Below are 16,233 nucleotides of genomic sequence, written 5' to 3'. Positions count from 1 at the left end.
ATGAGGGTTCGGTGTAACGTTTTTTAGCGAATTCAATTATACCTTATCCTCATGCTGTTTGTTTTTTATACCGCAAAGATCAACACGCCCTAGTTGTATGTGCATTACTTGCGATATTAATGCCTTACTTTGCAAAAGTGCCGGTTGTTATAGCAATGGCAAAATTAGGTCGATACGACAATAAACATCCAAGGGCGCAACAAAAAAATTAACCGGCTTTGGTGCACGGGCGCTCGCTGCTCATCAAAACTGTTTTGAATCGCTCGCTGTTTTTGCTGTCGCTATTGCAGTTGTACTCGGCACTAACTCTGTAGGTGCAGTGACCGAAACGCTAGCGGTTACGCATATTGTGTCGCGTATTTTGTATTGCGTATTTTACTATATGAACCTAGATATAATTCGCTCATTAGTGTGGTTTATTGGTTTGGGTACAGCCATTGCCATGATTGTGGTGAGTTTGTAGGTTTATACTTTAAAACCACAAAGCAAGCAGCCTAAAAGGGCGCTTGCTTTGTAGTCTTGAACAACTCGTGGCGTTAATGCGATACTTTAATTCGCTCAATTAAATCGGTAGGCGCCACTTCACTATTAATCGCAAAATCTAGTTGTACAAGTACATCTTCAAAACCTGAATCAGATGCTTTATATTTCCATTTTGCTAGCGCCTCTTTCGCTGATTTATCAAAAATATCTTTAGGTTTTGATTGAATAACACTAATGTTTTTTGTTTTACCGTTTGCTGCAATATCGTATTTTAATACAACAGAGCCGCTGATCCCTTGTTGAGCTGCTTGTATTGGATAAGCCGGTTCAATGCGTATTGTTGGTGAAATATGTTCCTCTTGCGTTTTATTTACTTCAGGTTGCTTTGCAATTGCTAATCCGCTTAGCATACTTGCGGCTACAAGTAATAAGCCACCTTTAGCAAGCTTTGAACGCTCCCCGCTGTGTTTTATATTAATTAGTCGTTGTAACATGGTTTTTTTATCTCCGTAGTGTGAATAAGCCATAAGTCCTGTGGGCGCATTTGCCGCGCAGTTTATTAAGGCTTTGCTATATAAAATATGTTGTTGTGTGGTTTTATTGCTAAGTACCCGTTCATCACAAGTGAGCTCTTGTAGTCGGCGCATGCTTGCGTAACAAACCCAAGCTAGTGGGTTAAACCAAAGTAAAATAGTAGGTAGTAATATAAGTGCGTTTGTTAGGTTGTCTTTACGTTTAATGTGTACGTTTTCGTGCTCTAAAATAAGCGCTAATGTGGCTTTATCAAACTGGGTATTGTAGTTACTTGGTAACACCAGCTTGCTGTTTAAAATACCGACCACCATTGGCGTTGCTACATGTTGACTGGTGTAGGTTTTAACACTAGTGGCAAGAGTGCCTTCAAATTGGGTTAACTCAGTTAACTGCAGGCTTTTAACAAAACGGGTATGCGTAATAAAACTAGCTATTAATAACCCTGCGGTAATGAGTACATACATGAGCGCCCAGCTAATACCCATCTCATGTGTAAAGGGCTGATTAGGGGTGATTAAGTAATGGCTAATATTACTATTTTGCAGTGGTTTAACCGCATTTGGTAAATTAGCAATCACCAATGCCGCAGGTAATAGCCATGCTAATTTATATACAAATCGCGAGCCAAGGGCTTTTAAACCAAATCGCTCGAGTAAAATAAATCCACAAAACAGAATACTTAATAGTAATTGCTGCTCAATCAACCAATTAAAACCAGTTTGAATAACCATGTTAATCCCTTACTTTTGGTTTTTTTCCCAGTCATCTATAACTTTTTTAAGCTCGTTTATGTCTTGCTGAGAAAGCTGCTCCGATTTAGCAAAACCACTTACAAGTGGCGCAATACGTCCACTAAAAAAGCGCTCAATAAAGTTTTGGCTTTCTTTTAAGGTGTAGTCGGCGCGCTCCATACAGGGCATATAAATATATTGGCGACCTTCTTTTTCAAATGTAAGTGCGCCTTTTTTTACTAGTCGACCTAGTAGGGTTTTAATGGTTTTTTCGTGCCATTGCTTATCGTCGCTTAAGCGCTCAATTATTTGACTCGCGGTGGCCGGGTAGTTAATCCAAAGTGCGTCGAGCACGTCAAACTCTGCTTTTGATAACTCAATCATGCTATTGCCTACAAATGTAATCTTTAATTAAAGACTACACCTGTAATCCTTAATTGCAAGTTTATTTTTTAACTTTCTAGCATGTTCTTTAAGCTAATAGGTAGGGGTTAGGTGCGGGATTTTAAAATATCGTTTTTGTTTATTTGTATATACTGCCCTTCACAAAGATTTAAATCCTCAAGTACAAGGTCACTAAATTGCACTCTATATAAATCAATAACTTTGTATCCGCAGTAATGCGCCATTTTACGTATTTGCCTGTTTAGCCCTTGTTTTAAAACAATACTAAACTGATTGCTGGCTATTTTATTTACCTCACAAGGCAGAGTTATGTGTTTATCAACGGGTACGCCTGCTGCCATTTTTTTACAAAAAGCATCGTCTAAAGGCTTATTTACGGTGACTAAATAATGTTTAGGCTGGTGGAAGTCAGGATGTATTAGTTGATTACAAAAATCCCCATCGTTGGTCAAAATAAGCAAACCACGAGAGTCTTTATCTAATCGACCAATAGGGTAAACGCGGGTGAGTGTGGGCAAATGGTGAATAAGGCTGGCTGGGTCATCAATATTTAATTTGCAGTCAATACCTACTGGTTTGTGGTACGCAAAATAAACTAAATCGGCAGCACCTTTAATTTCTTTTTCATTCACTATTACAATGTCTTGCTCATCAACGTGATCTATATGATTCGCTGGGCGATTATTTACAGTCACCACACCTTCATCAATTAAACGCGATGCCTGTTTACGAGAACAAATACCTGCATGGGCAATATATTTAGCGAGTCGGATTTTTGTGCTCATAACGTGTGGCGCCAGCGGCTAATAAAAATTTGATCGTGATTATAGCAAAGCTGCGTATCGATAATGTTAAATAACCTGAACTCAGGTTAAATATAAAAAGGTAGCCAAGATGGGTATTAAATTTTCACAGTTAAAGAAGCATGAGCCGCTACAAAAAGTCATTGTTCACTCGTTAGATATGGCGCTTTATCAAGTATCGGTAATGATTAATAACGTTGAATACTATGTCACAGAAGACAGCGGTGAGTTTTTAAGAGCGCTAAGCCCACTGCATGTTCAAAAGCGTTTTGACAAAATAGCGTATGCCGAAATGGTACTGCGCCAAACAAGCGCTTACGACGAAATGTGCGGTCAGCCATATAAAACCAGCAGCAATATGCTTGAAGTACCTTACGGTAAAAATAATCTTTATTGATTGAGCTAATTTGCTAGTATCTGCCTTTTAAGGGCGGCACATGTATCAATTAAAAGCAGATAATACCGATGCGTTAAACTCAGCGCTTCGCACAAAAATGGTTGAATTTAACGCCCAGCATTTTGATGCGCAAAGAGTGCCATTAGGCTATAAATTTACTGATGAGCAAGGCGAGCTTGTTGCCGGTATTAGTGGGTGTGTGTTTGGAAATTGGCTGATGATTAGTTGGCTTTGGTGTAGCGATAGTGCGCGAGGGAAAGGGCTTGCAGATAAATTGCTAACGGCACTTGAACAAGCTGCTATTGAGCTAGGTGCTACAACTGCTCAGCTTGATACACTTGATTTTCAAGCAAAACCTTTTTACGAAAAGCGCGGTTATAGTGTTAAGTATCAACTTAATAATTACCCACGCTCAGGTACGCGTTATTTTATGGAAAAGCCACTTTAATTTTTGTTGGCTATTTTGCTTTTAGTGGCTCGCCTTCAAAGGTAATACCTAAAAATGGTGTTGCCTCTGGTGCTAACATAAAAGTGCGAATATTTAGGTGATCATCGCCTTTTGGGTTTTGCAGCACGTCGTCTCGGTAAAATTTACCAAAACAATCTAAGGTATTTTTTTTACTTAAATCGTTTAATTTAGCAAATGCAAAAATTTTACACGAACCGTTGTTCTCACTCGCAGAGCTAAGTAATCCATGGTTATTAAAGTCGCATGCGGTAAATGTGTAATTTGCCTCAATAACAGCAATAGTATCGGTAAATTGAATGCTTTTTGGGTTTTCTGCAAGGGTTGCTAAGTAGTCATTTAACGTCATGTTTTATTCTCATATTTTATAATTATTTAGCGCTCAACTCTAGCTCATCTGTTTGCTGATTTATATTGAATTTAAATCGCGATAAAAAGTTCATTCCTAGTAAACCTTGTCCGCGTGTGTTTTCAATGCTCAACACTTCAAAACCATAAATAATTTGCGAGCCTACCTTAAATGACTCAATTTGATAACGCTTTACAACAATTTGACCGTTAGCTGTATTAACTGTTACATCACCTAAATACAAAGGCTGTGGCGAAATTTGGTTAATAATATTACTAGGCAGTGAGGTGACGCTTGCGCCTGTATCAATCATTAGTTCGGTTGACAGATTACTATTTATTTCGGTGTTTATTAAGTAATGCGCGCCATAAGGCGTTAGGGTAACGAAGTCGTCTTGCGATTGCGCTTTATTGATCATAGCTTGCAGTGCTTGCACTTGGTTTTTTAGGCTGTGTTGGCTTGGCATTCGATCAAGCGTTGCTTGTGCGCTAATTAAATCGCCTTGCTGATAGTAGGCGTACGCAAGCGGATATAAAAACTGTGCGTTATCGCTTTTATAATCAAGCCAAATTTGTGTTTGCTCAATAATAGCTCGCCAATTTTGTTGCTCAGTTAATATGTGTAATTCGTTTTGAGTGAGCGTATTTAAGCGTGTATTTGTATTGTTTTGCTGATGAGCAGGTAGTAATGAATTCAGCTCAAATAAAGCAATAATGGCGTTTTGTGTTTGTTCGCTATTAACTAAATATTCAACCTGTAAATTAAGTAATTCTACGTTATAAGGGCTGTAATTTAATAGCGCATTGAGAAGCGATTCGCTGAGTAATAAATCGCTATTTAGCCATGTTTTAAGCTGAACTAGCCACGATGAATAAAGGTTTTTTGCACTTTCTGGATTGCTATTTTTGAGTTGTTGATAGCTACTAAGTGCGGCTTCAAATTGGTGTTGTTTAAATTGCTGCTTTGCCGTATTTAGTAACGTATTTTGTTGTTTTGGCAATATGCTTTGTTTAGCACTTTGTGTTTTTTGTGGTTTAGTTAACGCAGGCTGCGGCCATAATAAATAAGCGTTAAGGCTAAGCGAGCCAATTAATAGCAAGGTGATTAATAGCAAGGTGATTAGCTTGGTAGAGTGGCTCATTGTGACCTCTTATTTTTAAACTAGGTTATACCAATTTTATTAAAACATGATCATTTTATCGCATTAAATAACTCACTAACTGCGTTAAAAATTATTCATATAGAACAACTATATGTCACAATTTTCGCCTTGTTATTATGCTATTTTTTTTAGCGCTATAAAAGAACACTTATTTAATGCAATTGGTATTATTTAATAAAGTGCGTTAAGGCATGAATATTGGCTATTTCAATATCAGCCAGCCCTTTATAAGCATAATTAGCACCTTGGTCGTTTAACCATACCGATTGGCAACCAGCATTATTTGCGCCTTGTACGTCGGTATCTAGGCTATCGCCAATATGTAAAATATCGCTTTTAGCAACGTTTAAATGTGTGGCTGCTTTATCAAATAGGGTGCTGTGAGGTTTTGCTTTACCGTGCATACCTGCTTGCAGTACTAGTTCAAATTTATCGTGTAAGTTAAAGCGTTCAATTTCAACGTTACCGTTAGTAATTGCAACAAGCGTAAAGCGTTTGGCGAGGTTATCTAGTAAGTTAAGTACGTCATTGCTTACGACTATTTTGCTGCGCGCATCGGCAAAGGCGTTATAGGCGGCATTTGCATGGCGCTCTACTTCATCTGCGGTAAAGCCAAGTTTAGAAAGCGCTAAACGTAGGGTGTGTTTGCGCCATTTGGTTACATCATCCGCGAGATCTGGGTTTTGTATTACGGCAAGTTCGCGACATAGTTGCCAGTACTTTTGGCCTTGCTCTTGATAGCCCGGTAGCGCGTTTAAATAATTTTGTTGGGCTTTAACGGCTGCTTTTATAATAGGGTGATTGCTGTATAGCGTGTCGTCTAGATCAAAGCTCATGACAGAAAATGGCTTAATAGCACGATTAAATCGGATCATATTTATTTTCCTAATCAGTTCGTTTTTTTGCGCGAGGGTGAGTGTTGTCGTACACCTTGGCTAAATGTTGAAAATCTAAATGTGTATACACTTGTGTAGCCGACAAACTGCTGTGCCCTAGTAATTCTTGCACGGCGCGTAAATCACCAGACGATTCTAAAATATGTGACGCAAACGAGTGGCGCAGCTTATGCGGGTGAACCTGCGAGCTAATGCCTTGTTTTATTCCCCACTCTTGCATACGCAGGCGCACTTGGCGAATCGAAATACGATTTTTTTGGCTACTTAAAAATACAGCTATTTCATCGGGCTTTGCAAACTGAGGACGTATTGTGAGCCATTTTTTTAATGCGTCTAACGCTTTTTTACCCACCGGAATTAATCGCTCTTTATTGCCTTTACCACGCACTAAAATTTCGCCATTGGCAGCACTAATATCTTGCATGTTAGCGCCAACTAATTCGCTTATACGCAGCCCTGATGAATACATAAGCTCCATCATTGCTTTATCTCTAATTGCGAGAGGCTCGTCGTCGGGTATTTCGAGTAAGCGCGCCATTTGATCTACGTCGAGATTTTTAGGTAAAGGCTTTGCAAACTTAGGACCTTTTATACCCACCGCCGGATTATGGTAATGCGATTGCTCGGCAATGTTTTTTGCTTTTAAAAACTTATACAAACTACGAATGCAGCTGAGCTTTAAACTAATAGTACGCCCACTTAATTGTTTTGAGCGTAGTGCCATGCTGTAGCGGCGAATATGCTCGCCTTGCACGCCAAACCAGTCGTCACATAATTTGCTAAAATAAAGGGCTGCAAAGCCAAGCTGGCTTACATATTGGTTTACGGTGTGCGCTGAATATTGTTTTTCAAACTTTAAATAGTCGCTAAATAGCGTTATGGGTGTACGCCAATTGTCGCTTAACTGGGTAGTATTAGGCGCATCGTCACTCATGCTAGTTTTTGCAACCGCAGGTGTAATGCGTTTATAAAGTCGAGTACAAACAGGTTATCTTGAGCGGGCTCAAAATGGTTTACGTTACTGCTACCAAACGCCAAAATAGCGATAGGGTGTTTAGTGTCGCCAATTAAATAAATAGCGACAGATTGTGTATCTTCACTAAATAATAATTCGCGCTCTTGCTGATTAATACGCCCTAAATAATGCCCAGAATGGGTAAGGCGATGTGAAATAAGCTCGTCGTACTCGGGATTATATTTTACTAATTTGCAGTCGTTAACATCTTCACTTGAGCAAATTATATTGCGTAGATTATTTGCAAGAGTATCAAAATCGTCATGATTCCAAAGTTGGCGATGGCACTGGCTAAACAAACGATATACAAGCTCGTTTTGCGTTGCATGCTTGCTCATAGCGTCTATTTGGTTTTTTAAAAGCGTGTTGTGCTCGCGTAATTGGCGTTGCTGAATATGTACCAGCGACGTTGCACCTTGAGCTTGCTGTTGTAGCTCAAGTTGTGTGAGTAGCTCCGGGTGCTGAACTAAAAAATCAGGATGTTGATGTAAGTAATCAATAACCTGTTCTTTACTTAGCTCGCTCATAGCGCTACTTGCCCGTCGAACACATGCTCTGCGGGGCCAGTCATGCGTACCGGGTGACCTTCGCCACTCCAACGTACTTGTAGGCTACCGCCTGGTAAATCTACTTGAACGGTTGTTGATAACTTATTTTGCATATGACCAATAACCATTGCTGCACACGCACCTGTGCCACAGGCTAGGGTTTCGTTAACGCCGCGCTCCCACACTCTTAGTTTAATGTGTTCTTGCGATACAACTTGCATAAAGCCAATGTTGGCTTTTTGCGGAAAGCGTTCGTGGTTTTCAAGTAATGGACCCAATATATCAACTTGCGCGGTGGTTACGTCGTCAACCTCTAGCACGCAATGCGGGTTACCCATAGATACCGCGCCACTAAATACGGTGTGCTCTTGCGTTCTAATAATATAAGTAAGCTCGCGCTTGCTCGCTTTTAAAGGGATTTTACTTGGCTCAAAATTAGGATGACCCATGTTAACCGTTACTTGACCGTCTTTTTCTATGTAGAGCGTTAAGTTGCCCGACTTGGTCGACACCGTAATTTTATGCTTGTTAGTAAGGCCCTTCATACGTACAAAGCGGGCAAAACAGCGTGCGCCGTTACCGCATTGTTCTACTTCGGTACCATCGGCATTAAATATTCGATAATGAAAGTCGAGATCAGGAGAATATGGCGCTTCAACCATCAGCAATTGGTCAAAGCCAATGCCAAAATGGCGATCTGCCAGTTTTTTGATTTGATCTCGCGACAAAAAAACATTTTGTGTAATGTTATCAATCACAACAAAGTCGTTGCCTAAGCCGTGCATTTTGGAAAAATTAACTAACATAGCGCTCTAATTCGGTTTTGCTCTGTGCTAATCATGCCACAGAGCAGCTAGTAGACAAAAACGTTTATGGTAAAACTTTCTCACCTTGATAAAGGCTTTCAATAGTTTCGCGTTCACGAATAAGGTGATGCTGCTGACCATCTACCATTATTTCTGCAACACGCGGACGCGAGTTGTAGTTTGAGCTCATGGTAAAGCCATATGCACCAGCACTTCGTTGTGCGAGTAAATCGCCTTGTTTAAGCGCTAGTTCACGATCTTTTCCTAAAAAGTCGCCGGTTTCGCACACAGGACCCACAATATCAAAGTTGTGAGTAGGTGTTTCGTCGTCGCGAACGGATACCGGAATAATTTTTTGCCACGCTTGATAAAGCGCAGGGCGAAGCATGTCGTTCATACCTGCATCTACAATGGCAAAAAATTTGCCTTGGTTTTGTTTAATAAATTCAACTTGAGTAACTAAAATACCCGCATTAGCTGCAATAGCGCGTCCTGGTTCAAAAATTAGTTCAAGGTGTTTATAGTTAGCTAAGCGCTCGGTAACTTGCGCTGCATATTCACTTGGGTGCGGTGGTTGCTCGTTGTTATATGGCACGCCTAAACCGCCACCAATATCTAAGTGAGTTAGCTCAATACCGTTAGTTTTTAGCTCATCAATAAGCGCCATTAGTTTATCAAGGGCTTCTAAAAATGGTCTTACTTCAGTTAATTGAGAGCCAATGTGGCAATCAACACCAATTATTTTTAAGCCAGGTAAAGCTGCTGCTTGTTGATAAACACTCACGGCAGTTTGAATATCAATACCAAATTTATTTTCTTTTAAACCAGTAGAAATATACGGATGTGTTTTTGCATCTATGTCGGGGTTTACGCGAATAGAAATAGGCGCTTCTAGGTTAAGCTCGCAAGCCACTTCAGAAATACGCTCAAGCTCAGAGGCTGATTCAACGTTAAAACATTTAATGCCCAGTTTTAATGCGTAAGCTATTTCGTCAGACGTTTTAGCCACGCCCGAAAAAACCACTTTAGAAGCATCGCCTCCCGCTTTAATTACACGTGCGAGTTCGCCTTTGGATACAATATCGAAACCCGATCCTAGGCGCGCTAATATATTAAGCACGGCTATATTTGAGTTTGCTTTAACGGCGTAACACACCAAGCTTTTATGATTTTTAGTGGCGTTAGCAAACGCTAAGTAATGGCGCTCAAATGTAGCACGCGAGTACACATAACACGGCGTGCCGTATTGCTGCGCTATGCTTGCCACACTTACATCTTCGGCAAATAATTGGTTGTTTTTGTAGTTAAAATAATCCATTTATTGCCCCTGACTTTGCTGTGTTTTGGCTTGCTCAGCGGTAGTGACTGGCTGAGCTGTATTTTGAGGTTGGTTTTGTTCTGTTTGTTGCTCTGGTAAATATAACGGACCGCTTTGTCCGCAGCCAGCTAAGGCGCTTAACAGTACAGTGCTTATTAATAGTCTTTTTAATTGTAAGGTATGTGTCGCTTTCATTAGATTAATATGGTTGCTGGCTTTATAATCGCAGAGTAACAGAATATCTAAAAAATGCAGCTATTCGCGGATGATTTTATTCCTGTTACACTAGCTGCACACTTTTAAAGCTAAAACGTACCCAATATTAGGCGGCTCGCCTGCAAAGGAAATAACAATGACTGAACACGAATATCACCAATTAGCCGAAGCTCTTATGTTCACTATTGAAGAGCAGGTTGATGATTGCGACGCTGATTTAGACTATGAATCGGCACAAGGTATTTTAGAAATAATTTTTCCTGATAAAAGTAAAATAGTGATTAACAAGCAAGCACCTTTACATCAAGTGTGGGTTGCGACTAAATTTAATGGTCATCATTTTGAATTACGTGGTGATAAATGGATAGATAACCGTTCTGGCGCAGAGTTTTGGGAATTTATGAACGATGCATCTACACGTCAAGCGGGTCAAGAAGTTAAGTGGCAATCAACACTATGAGTTTAGAATTTGTAGAATACCCAGCTCAAAGTGAGCACAAAGCAACGGTTATTTGGTTACATGGCTTAGGTGACTCTGGGGATGGTTTTGCACCAGTAGCACCACAGCTAAATTTACCAAGCGAACTTGGTATACGGTTTATTTTTCCGCATGCGCCAGTGCAACCGGTCACCATAAATGGCGGCATGGAAATGCGTTCTTGGTACGATATTAAATCTATAGAATTAGATAAACGTGCCGATGAACAAGGTGTAAGAGATTCTGCTGCAAAGGTAGAAGAATTGATCAACCAAGAAATTGCTAATGGTATTGCTGCAAATAAAATTATTTTAGCTGGGTTTTCACAAGGCGGTGTTGTATCGCTACATTTAGCACCACGTTTTGAGCAAAAGCTCGGAGGTGTTATGGCGCTGTCTACTTATATGTGTGTACCGCAAAAGTTTGCAGATGAAGCAAAGCATACCGATTTGAATGTGTTTATGGCTCATGGTAGTCAAGATAACGTAGTGCCGCACAGTGCGGGAAGAAGTGCGTTTGAAGTATTAACAGCACATGACATGGATGTAAGCTGGCAAGAGTATCCAATGGCTCATCAAGTTTGTGCAGAAGAACTACAAGCTATTCGCCAATGGTTAATTGCCCGTTTAAGCTAATTTTGGAGCCGCTGAGGTTAATATGAGTCAAAAAATAGTTATTAAAGCAAATGTTAAACGCGAACCACAAGATGCCGTGCCAACGGTTAGTTACGTGTGGAACTGGCGTCGTATTGTGAGTATTTCTATGTTGGTACTAATGACCTCCGCTGCTGTTATTTACGGCTTAACGAGCGCAGTTAATGCTGAACAGGGCGAACATCCAAATGAGCAGGAACACTTTTTAAGTTTTAAAAATAGCGTAGAAAATGATGATACATTATTAAGTGATAATGTTGAAAATCAACTTATTACTGAGGCAAGTATTGACCCTATGCTTGTTGTGCAAGCACAGCAAAATGAAGATTCAAATAACAGTAATACTGTTGATGACCTTAACAGTATTACTAGTGGTAGTTCTAACGATACTGCTGAAATAAAGAGTTTCTCTCAAATTGATGATGAAGTATCAGTAGAACAAACTAATGTAGTAGCAGAGTCTAATATAGAGTTTATTACAGATGAAAATACTCAGTCATTAGCAGCGGTAGAATCCGGTATTAATAAAAATATTATTGAAGATAATACCGATGAAAGTAATACAGCGGTAAATAGTTTGAATAATAGCGAAGTCGATGAAGTAGATACTATTAACTTGCTGCCAGAGATAGAAAATGACGATGGCGCGTTGACCGGTACTGAAGGGTTTTCGCCAACGGCGCAAGTGGCGAGTGTAGCACTTGGCGCACAAATAGACACAGGTAAAATAAGCCGAGCAGTACTTACACGCAAGGTTAGTAAACGAGAGCCAACTAATGTGTTTGCAGCAGATATTCGCTTAAGTCAGTTTGAAGAAGATCTATCGTTTTTTAGCGAGTTGAAAAATTTACAAGGGCAAGAAATAAAGCACGTGTGGTCTTTTGAAGGCAATACAATGGCTGAAATTGCTCTTAACGTAACGTCTTCACGTTACAGAACATATTCAACAAAAAATATTATGGATTCACAAACAGGTCATTGGCGTGTTGATGTGGTTGATGAGCAAGGCAATTTAATTGCCCAAAAAGAATTTAGAATTTTAGCTGACTAAATACAGTTAAATAGTAGTAATTAATTGGATATCCCTATGACAGAAAAAACAAAATTAGTACGCATCGCAACTCGTAAAAGTGCTTTAGCACTTTGGCAGGCTGAGTTTGTAAAAGCACAACTTGAGCATTTTCATGCTGATGTACGTGTTGAGTTGTTCCCAATGTCGACTCAAGGGGATATTATTTTAGATACGCCATTGGCTAAAATTGGCGGTAAAGGTTTATTTGTTAAAGAGCTAGAGCAAGCTATGCTAGATGGTCGAGCAGATATTGCCGTGCATTCAATGAAAGACGTGCCAGTAGAGTTCCCAGAAGGATTAGAGCTGTATACTATTTGTGAGCGTGAAGATCCGCGCGATGCATTTGTATCAAATAACTTTGCTAATTTAGGCGAGTTACCACAGGGCGCTATTGTGGGTACCTCTAGCTTACGTCGTCAGTGTCAAATACGTGCGCTTCGCCCTGATTTAAAAATTCGTGATTTACGAGGTAATGTAAATACGCGTTTAGGTAAATTAGATGATGGTCAATACGATGCGATTATATTAGCTGCAGCGGGACTTATTCGTTTAGAAATGCAGGAACGTATTGCTGATTACATTGAGCCAGAAGTGTCGTTACCAGCAAATGGTCAAGGCGCTGTAGGTATTGAGTGTCGTATTGATGATGAAGTAACGAAAGCATTACTTGCACCACTTGAGCATACCCAAACACGTATTCGCGTAAATGCAGAACGTTCGATGAACCGCCATTTAGAAGGTGGTTGCCAAGTACCTATTGGTGCTTATGCGTTAGTTGATGGCGAGCAGGTGCATTTACGTGGTTTAGTTGGTGCCGTTGATGGCAGCGAAATTTTACGTGACGAAGTAACAGGTCATGTAAATGACGCAGAAAAACTAGGTATTGAGCTTGCTAAAAAATTACTAGCTCAAGGCGCAGACAAAATATTAGCTGAAGTTTATAGAGACGCATAAATGACACATATTCTGATAACTCGGCCCGAAGGAAAAGGCGCAGCCCTTGCACAGCAATTAGAGCAAGCGGGTTATCAGGCGTCTTTGTTTCCTGTATTAAAAATAACGCATTTAACACCCTCCAGCACTGAACTTAGCCCGCTGTTAAATGCGGATAAAATAATATTTATATCGCAAGATGCAGTCAGTGCACTTTCGCAATTAAAACCAGATATAAATACCAAAGCGCAGTTTTATGCGGTTGGACAGCAAACAGCAGACATTATATATGAGCAATTTGGTGTGCGCGCAGCAGTACCAAAGCGGTATGATTCAGAAGGGTTACTTGCACTTAAATCGCTTGAGCAGGTTGATGGCTGCAATATTGTATTGGTTAAAGGTCAAGCAGGACGCCCCGATATTGCCAAAACACTTAAAGAGCGAGGCGCTTTTTTAAATAGTTGTGTGGTGTACAAGCGCGAACCAACAGAAGAGTTAATTGCTGACTGGACAGACCACTGGCAAACCCAGAATGTACAGGGTATAGTCTTAACAAGTAATGCAGCAGTTGATGCAATATTCAAAAATGTTGCTGAACTAGAACTACAATGGTTACAACAGTGCCAATTTTATGTTGCCAGCGAGCGGATAGCCGCCTATTTACAGCAGCAAAAAGTAAGTTTGGCTAATATACACATTGCAGCAGGAGCTAGCGATACAGCTATGTTTGCCTGCATTAACCAGCAAGGTAGCAAAATGAGCGAACAGTCAAAGCCGATCAAAGCAGAAAAAACCAATCCTACAACGTCTAACGCAGTGCCTTTAAAAAAGAATGATGTAGAAGCCAAAAAAACAACTGAAAATAACAAACAAAAGGTAAGCAAAGTTGCAGTACTTGCGCTTCTTATTTCGTTAATAGTTGCATCTGGTGTTGGCTATGAGTTTTATCGAAAACTGAATGCTGGCAAAGTACAAAATTTAGCGGTAAATGAGTTAAGCGACCAAAATAAGCAACTTCAAAAAGAGCTACAAACGCTTAAATCGGCGCAGTTTAATTTGCAGCAAGCGCTATTGGATAGTGAGAAAAAAGTTGCTGCAGCACTTAATGAAAGCACTGCTCAAAATCAGCAAGAGCTAAAAGCAGCATTGCAAAAGGCGCAGCAGCAAGGCTCGTCTTTAAATCCACAAGAAGTAACTAGCTTGCAGCGTATGGCTGAGTTTAAACTATGGGCTGAAAAAGATTACCAAGGCACTAGTGCTGTTTTAAAACGCTTAGATGCATTACTTAGCGAACACCCAGGAACCATTGAAGTGCGCCAAGCTATTATGCAAGACATACAAACGCTTGATAGTTTAGAGCCAGTAGCAACAGAAGCTATATATCTGCAGTTAGGCAGTGTTTTGAGTAGTATTGACGATTTAGCTTTTAAGGCTGTTAATTTACCAGAAGAAGTGTCAGAAGTAGATGACAGTGCATTAAGTGAAGATATTAGTGATTGGCAGCAAAATATGAGCAATAGCTGGGATAGATTTTTGGGAATGTTTTTAACAGTTCATCAGCGAGAGGGAGAAATAATAGCTCCCTATCTTGATGATCAAGAGCGTCATCTTATTACTCAGCGCATTAAGCTTTATATTACTCAGTCACAAGATGCACTCTTAAATAAACAAGCAAGTATTTACTTTAGTGCTTTAAGTGAAACGAAACGTTTGGTGAGTGAGTACTTTAAGCAAGACGACAATAGTACAAAGATGGTTTTAAAATCGATAGCAAGCCTTGAAAAAGAGCAGCTTAACTTTAATCCTAAAGTAATGCTAAAAAGTACGGAGCAGGTTAAGGAGTGGGTACAATGATAGGACTAATAATACTCATTGTCGCATTAGTACTTGTTATTGGTGTGGCTCCTTATGTTATCAATGAAAAAGGTTATGTACTCTTTTCATTTAATGACTACACCGTTGAAGGCACTATGTTTGCGTTTATCGGTACTGTTATTTTATTTATTGCCGTTTTGCTCATTGTATATAAATTGGTTCGTTATTTACTCTCTATTTATCATAATACTAAACATGGTTTTTTCGCTCGTAGCCAAGAGCGTAAACAAGTAGCTGTTGAGCAAGCACTTTGGAGCGCCATTAATGATGATTACGAGCATGTAGAGCAGGCTCTATCAGGTAATAGCGTTCCAGATAAGTTTGAAGATATTCGCTTAGCATTACTTGCCAAAGCAGCGCTTGCTAGTAATCAAACAGATAAAGCGCTTGAACATTTATTCGAAATAAGCCCAGAGCATCAATTAAAAGTCGCGAAACTTTGGTTAGCAAGTGGCGATAGCAGTGCAATTGAATCGCAAATGCGTGTAAGTGCTGAATCTAAAAAAGCGACTCCGCTTGAGTTAATGCTTTATACAGAGGTGTTAGTGCAACAACAGCACTTTAGTACTCTGGAAGATTTTTTACCAAAATTATTATGCAAAAAAATATTCACAAGCGAGCAGTGGACTCGCGTTTTTAGTGCTTATTTTTCAGCGCAGCCGGCTGAAGAAATTACTAATAAATATAAGCAGCTCCCTAAAAAGCTACAAGCTTATGCACATATCGCTTATTTAATGAGTATGGCAGCTGCAGGTAAGCTAACTGTGATTGAGGGCGACTTAATTAAAATGGTTAAACACAATGAACAACATGAGCAGCTTGCTTATATATTAAGTGGTGTAAGTAGTGCCGACGCTATTAAGTTACAAATCAGCATTCAAGATCGCCTTAAAAAAGATGAAAACAATAATGCATTATTGTTAGCACTTGCTTGTCTTTCTAATGCTCAAGGAAATTATGACCTTGCGGCTAGAGTGTTTGATAAGGCACTGAATTTGGATAATAAAAAACAATTTACCCAACAGGCTGCATTAAGTTATAAAAATAGCGCACAAGCAGAAAAGGCACTCGTTTTATATCAATAAATAACTAC

19 protein-coding genes and 1 pseudogene are annotated in these 16,233 nt (G+C 39.7%); 9 read left to right on the top strand and 11 right to left on the bottom strand.

Translation table 11 applies throughout. The features are described from left to right. Positions 1 to 119: 119 nt before the first annotated feature. A pseudogene (locus tag GQR56_RS17970) lies at positions 120 to 463 on the top strand (MAPEG family protein). 73 nt (positions 464 to 536) lie between these two features. On the opposite strand, the gene GQR56_RS17965 reads toward GQR56_RS17970, so the two are convergent. The 3 genes from GQR56_RS17965 to GQR56_RS17955 form a co-directional block, all read right to left on the bottom strand. Continuing rightward, a complete protein-coding gene (locus GQR56_RS17965) occupies positions 537 to 1,748 on the bottom strand; it encodes a M56 family metallopeptidase (protein ID WP_166114033.1) in 1,212 nt (403 codons plus the stop codon). A 9-nt stretch (positions 1,749 to 1,757) separates the two neighbouring features. Next, positions 1,758 to 2,132 carry a BlaI/MecI/CopY family transcriptional regulator gene (locus GQR56_RS17960; RefSeq protein ID WP_007580531.1) on the bottom strand — a complete coding sequence of 125 codons (375 nt, stop codon included), beginning with the start codon at positions 2,130 to 2,132 and terminating at the stop codon, positions 1,758 to 1,760. Positions 2,133 to 2,239: 107 nt separating this feature from the next. After that, a complete protein-coding gene (locus GQR56_RS17955; RefSeq protein WP_166114030.1) occupies positions 2,240 to 2,938 on the bottom strand; it encodes a pseudouridine synthase in 699 nt (232 codons plus the stop codon). Positions 2,939 to 3,047: 109 nt separating this feature from the next. Between GQR56_RS17955 and GQR56_RS17950 the strand changes: the two genes are divergently transcribed. Together GQR56_RS17950 and GQR56_RS17945 are read left to right on the top strand one after the other, a co-directional pair. After that, positions 3,048 to 3,353 (top strand): DUF6482 family protein, encoded by a 306-nt coding sequence (locus GQR56_RS17950; RefSeq protein ID WP_166114027.1) that lies wholly within the window; start codon positions 3,048 to 3,050, stop codon positions 3,351 to 3,353. Positions 3,354 to 3,393: 40 nt separating this feature from the next. Continuing rightward, positions 3,394 to 3,801, top strand: a complete 408-nt coding sequence (locus tag GQR56_RS17945; protein WP_166114024.1) for a GNAT family N-acetyltransferase — start codon at positions 3,394 to 3,396, stop codon at positions 3,799 to 3,801. A 10-nt stretch (positions 3,802 to 3,811) separates the two neighbouring features. Here GQR56_RS17945 and GQR56_RS17940 read toward each other — a convergent pair whose 3' ends face one another. The 8 genes from GQR56_RS17940 to GQR56_RS17905 all read right to left on the bottom strand — a co-directional run bounded on the left by GQR56_RS17940 (position 3,812) and on the right by GQR56_RS17905 (position 10,108). After that, positions 3,812 to 4,168 carry a HopJ type III effector protein gene (locus GQR56_RS17940; RefSeq protein ID WP_024609952.1) on the bottom strand — a complete coding sequence of 119 codons (357 nt, stop codon included), beginning with the start codon at positions 4,166 to 4,168 and terminating at the stop codon, positions 3,812 to 3,814. Positions 4,169 to 4,190: 22 nt separating this feature from the next. Further along, positions 4,191 to 5,309 (bottom strand): retroviral-like aspartic protease family protein, encoded by a 1,119-nt coding sequence (locus GQR56_RS17935; protein ID WP_166114021.1) that lies wholly within the window; start codon positions 5,307 to 5,309, stop codon positions 4,191 to 4,193. A gap of 188 nt (positions 5,310 to 5,497) precedes the next feature. Continuing rightward, positions 5,498 to 6,205 carry an HAD-IA family hydrolase gene (locus tag GQR56_RS17930; protein WP_024609950.1) on the bottom strand — a complete coding sequence of 236 codons (708 nt, stop codon included), beginning with the start codon at positions 6,203 to 6,205 and terminating at the stop codon, positions 5,498 to 5,500. Positions 6,206 to 6,215: 10 nt separating this feature from the next. Next, the gene (locus GQR56_RS17925) at positions 6,216 to 7,160 is read right to left on the bottom strand and encodes a tyrosine recombinase XerC (RefSeq protein WP_024592615.1); all 945 of its coding nucleotides are present in this window, start codon (positions 7,158 to 7,160) and stop codon (positions 6,216 to 6,218) included. Then, positions 7,157 to 7,768, bottom strand: coding sequence for a DUF484 family protein (locus GQR56_RS17920; RefSeq protein WP_166114018.1), 612 nt, complete (start codon positions 7,766 to 7,768; stop codon positions 7,157 to 7,159). The genes GQR56_RS17925 and GQR56_RS17920 overlap by 4 nt, the downstream gene beginning before the upstream one ends. Next, a complete protein-coding gene (gene dapF / locus GQR56_RS17915; RefSeq protein ID WP_024609948.1) occupies positions 7,765 to 8,595 on the bottom strand; it encodes a diaminopimelate epimerase in 831 nt (276 codons plus the stop codon). The genes GQR56_RS17920 and dapF overlap by 4 nt, the downstream gene beginning before the upstream one ends. A 64-nt stretch (positions 8,596 to 8,659) precedes the next feature. Then, the gene (gene lysA, locus GQR56_RS17910; RefSeq protein WP_024609947.1) at positions 8,660 to 9,913 is read right to left on the bottom strand and encodes a diaminopimelate decarboxylase; all 1,254 of its coding nucleotides are present in this window, start codon (positions 9,911 to 9,913) and stop codon (positions 8,660 to 8,662) included. Next, on the bottom strand, positions 9,914 to 10,108 hold the full coding sequence (locus GQR56_RS17905; protein WP_166114015.1) for a lipoprotein: 195 nt from the start codon (positions 10,106 to 10,108) through the stop codon (positions 9,914 to 9,916). A gap of 157 nt (positions 10,109 to 10,265) precedes the next feature. Here GQR56_RS17905 and cyaY point away from each other — a divergent pair, with 157 nt between their 5' ends. Genes cyaY through GQR56_RS17875 form a run of 6 tightly spaced genes read left to right on the top strand, consistent with a single transcriptional unit; the run spans position 10,266 to position 16,225 of the window. Further along, entirely contained in the window at positions 10,266 to 10,589 is a 324-nt protein-coding gene (gene cyaY, locus GQR56_RS17900) for an iron donor protein CyaY (protein WP_024609945.1), read from the top strand. Next, entirely contained in the window at positions 10,586 to 11,242 is a 657-nt protein-coding gene (locus GQR56_RS17895) for a dienelactone hydrolase family protein (RefSeq protein ID WP_024609944.1), read from the top strand. Before cyaY ends, GQR56_RS17895 begins: the two co-directional genes overlap by 4 nt. A 22-nt stretch (positions 11,243 to 11,264) precedes the next feature. After that, positions 11,265 to 12,311 (top strand): DUF2914 domain-containing protein, encoded by a 1,047-nt coding sequence (locus GQR56_RS17890; RefSeq protein ID WP_024609943.1) that lies wholly within the window; start codon positions 11,265 to 11,267, stop codon positions 12,309 to 12,311. A 36-nt stretch (positions 12,312 to 12,347) separates the two neighbouring features. After that, positions 12,348 to 13,286: a hydroxymethylbilane synthase gene (gene hemC, locus GQR56_RS17885; protein ID WP_024609942.1), complete on the top strand. Its 939-nt coding sequence runs from the start codon at positions 12,348 to 12,350 to the stop codon at positions 13,284 to 13,286. Further along, complete coding sequence (locus tag GQR56_RS17880; protein WP_166114012.1) at positions 13,287 to 15,119, top strand: uroporphyrinogen-III synthase; 1,833 nt, start codon at positions 13,287 to 13,289, stop codon at positions 15,117 to 15,119. Further along, positions 15,116 to 16,225: a heme biosynthesis protein HemY gene (locus GQR56_RS17875; protein WP_166114009.1), complete on the top strand. Its 1,110-nt coding sequence runs from the start codon at positions 15,116 to 15,118 to the stop codon at positions 16,223 to 16,225. Before GQR56_RS17880 ends, GQR56_RS17875 begins: the two co-directional genes overlap by 4 nt. Positions 16,226 to 16,233: the final 8 nt, after the last annotated feature.

The sequence above is a fragment of the Pseudoalteromonas sp. Z9A5 genome, assembly GCF_011378875.1.
Classification (GTDB): domain Bacteria; phylum Pseudomonadota; class Gammaproteobacteria; order Enterobacterales; family Alteromonadaceae; genus Pseudoalteromonas.
This window is presented reverse-complemented; position numbering and strand designations above follow the sequence as displayed.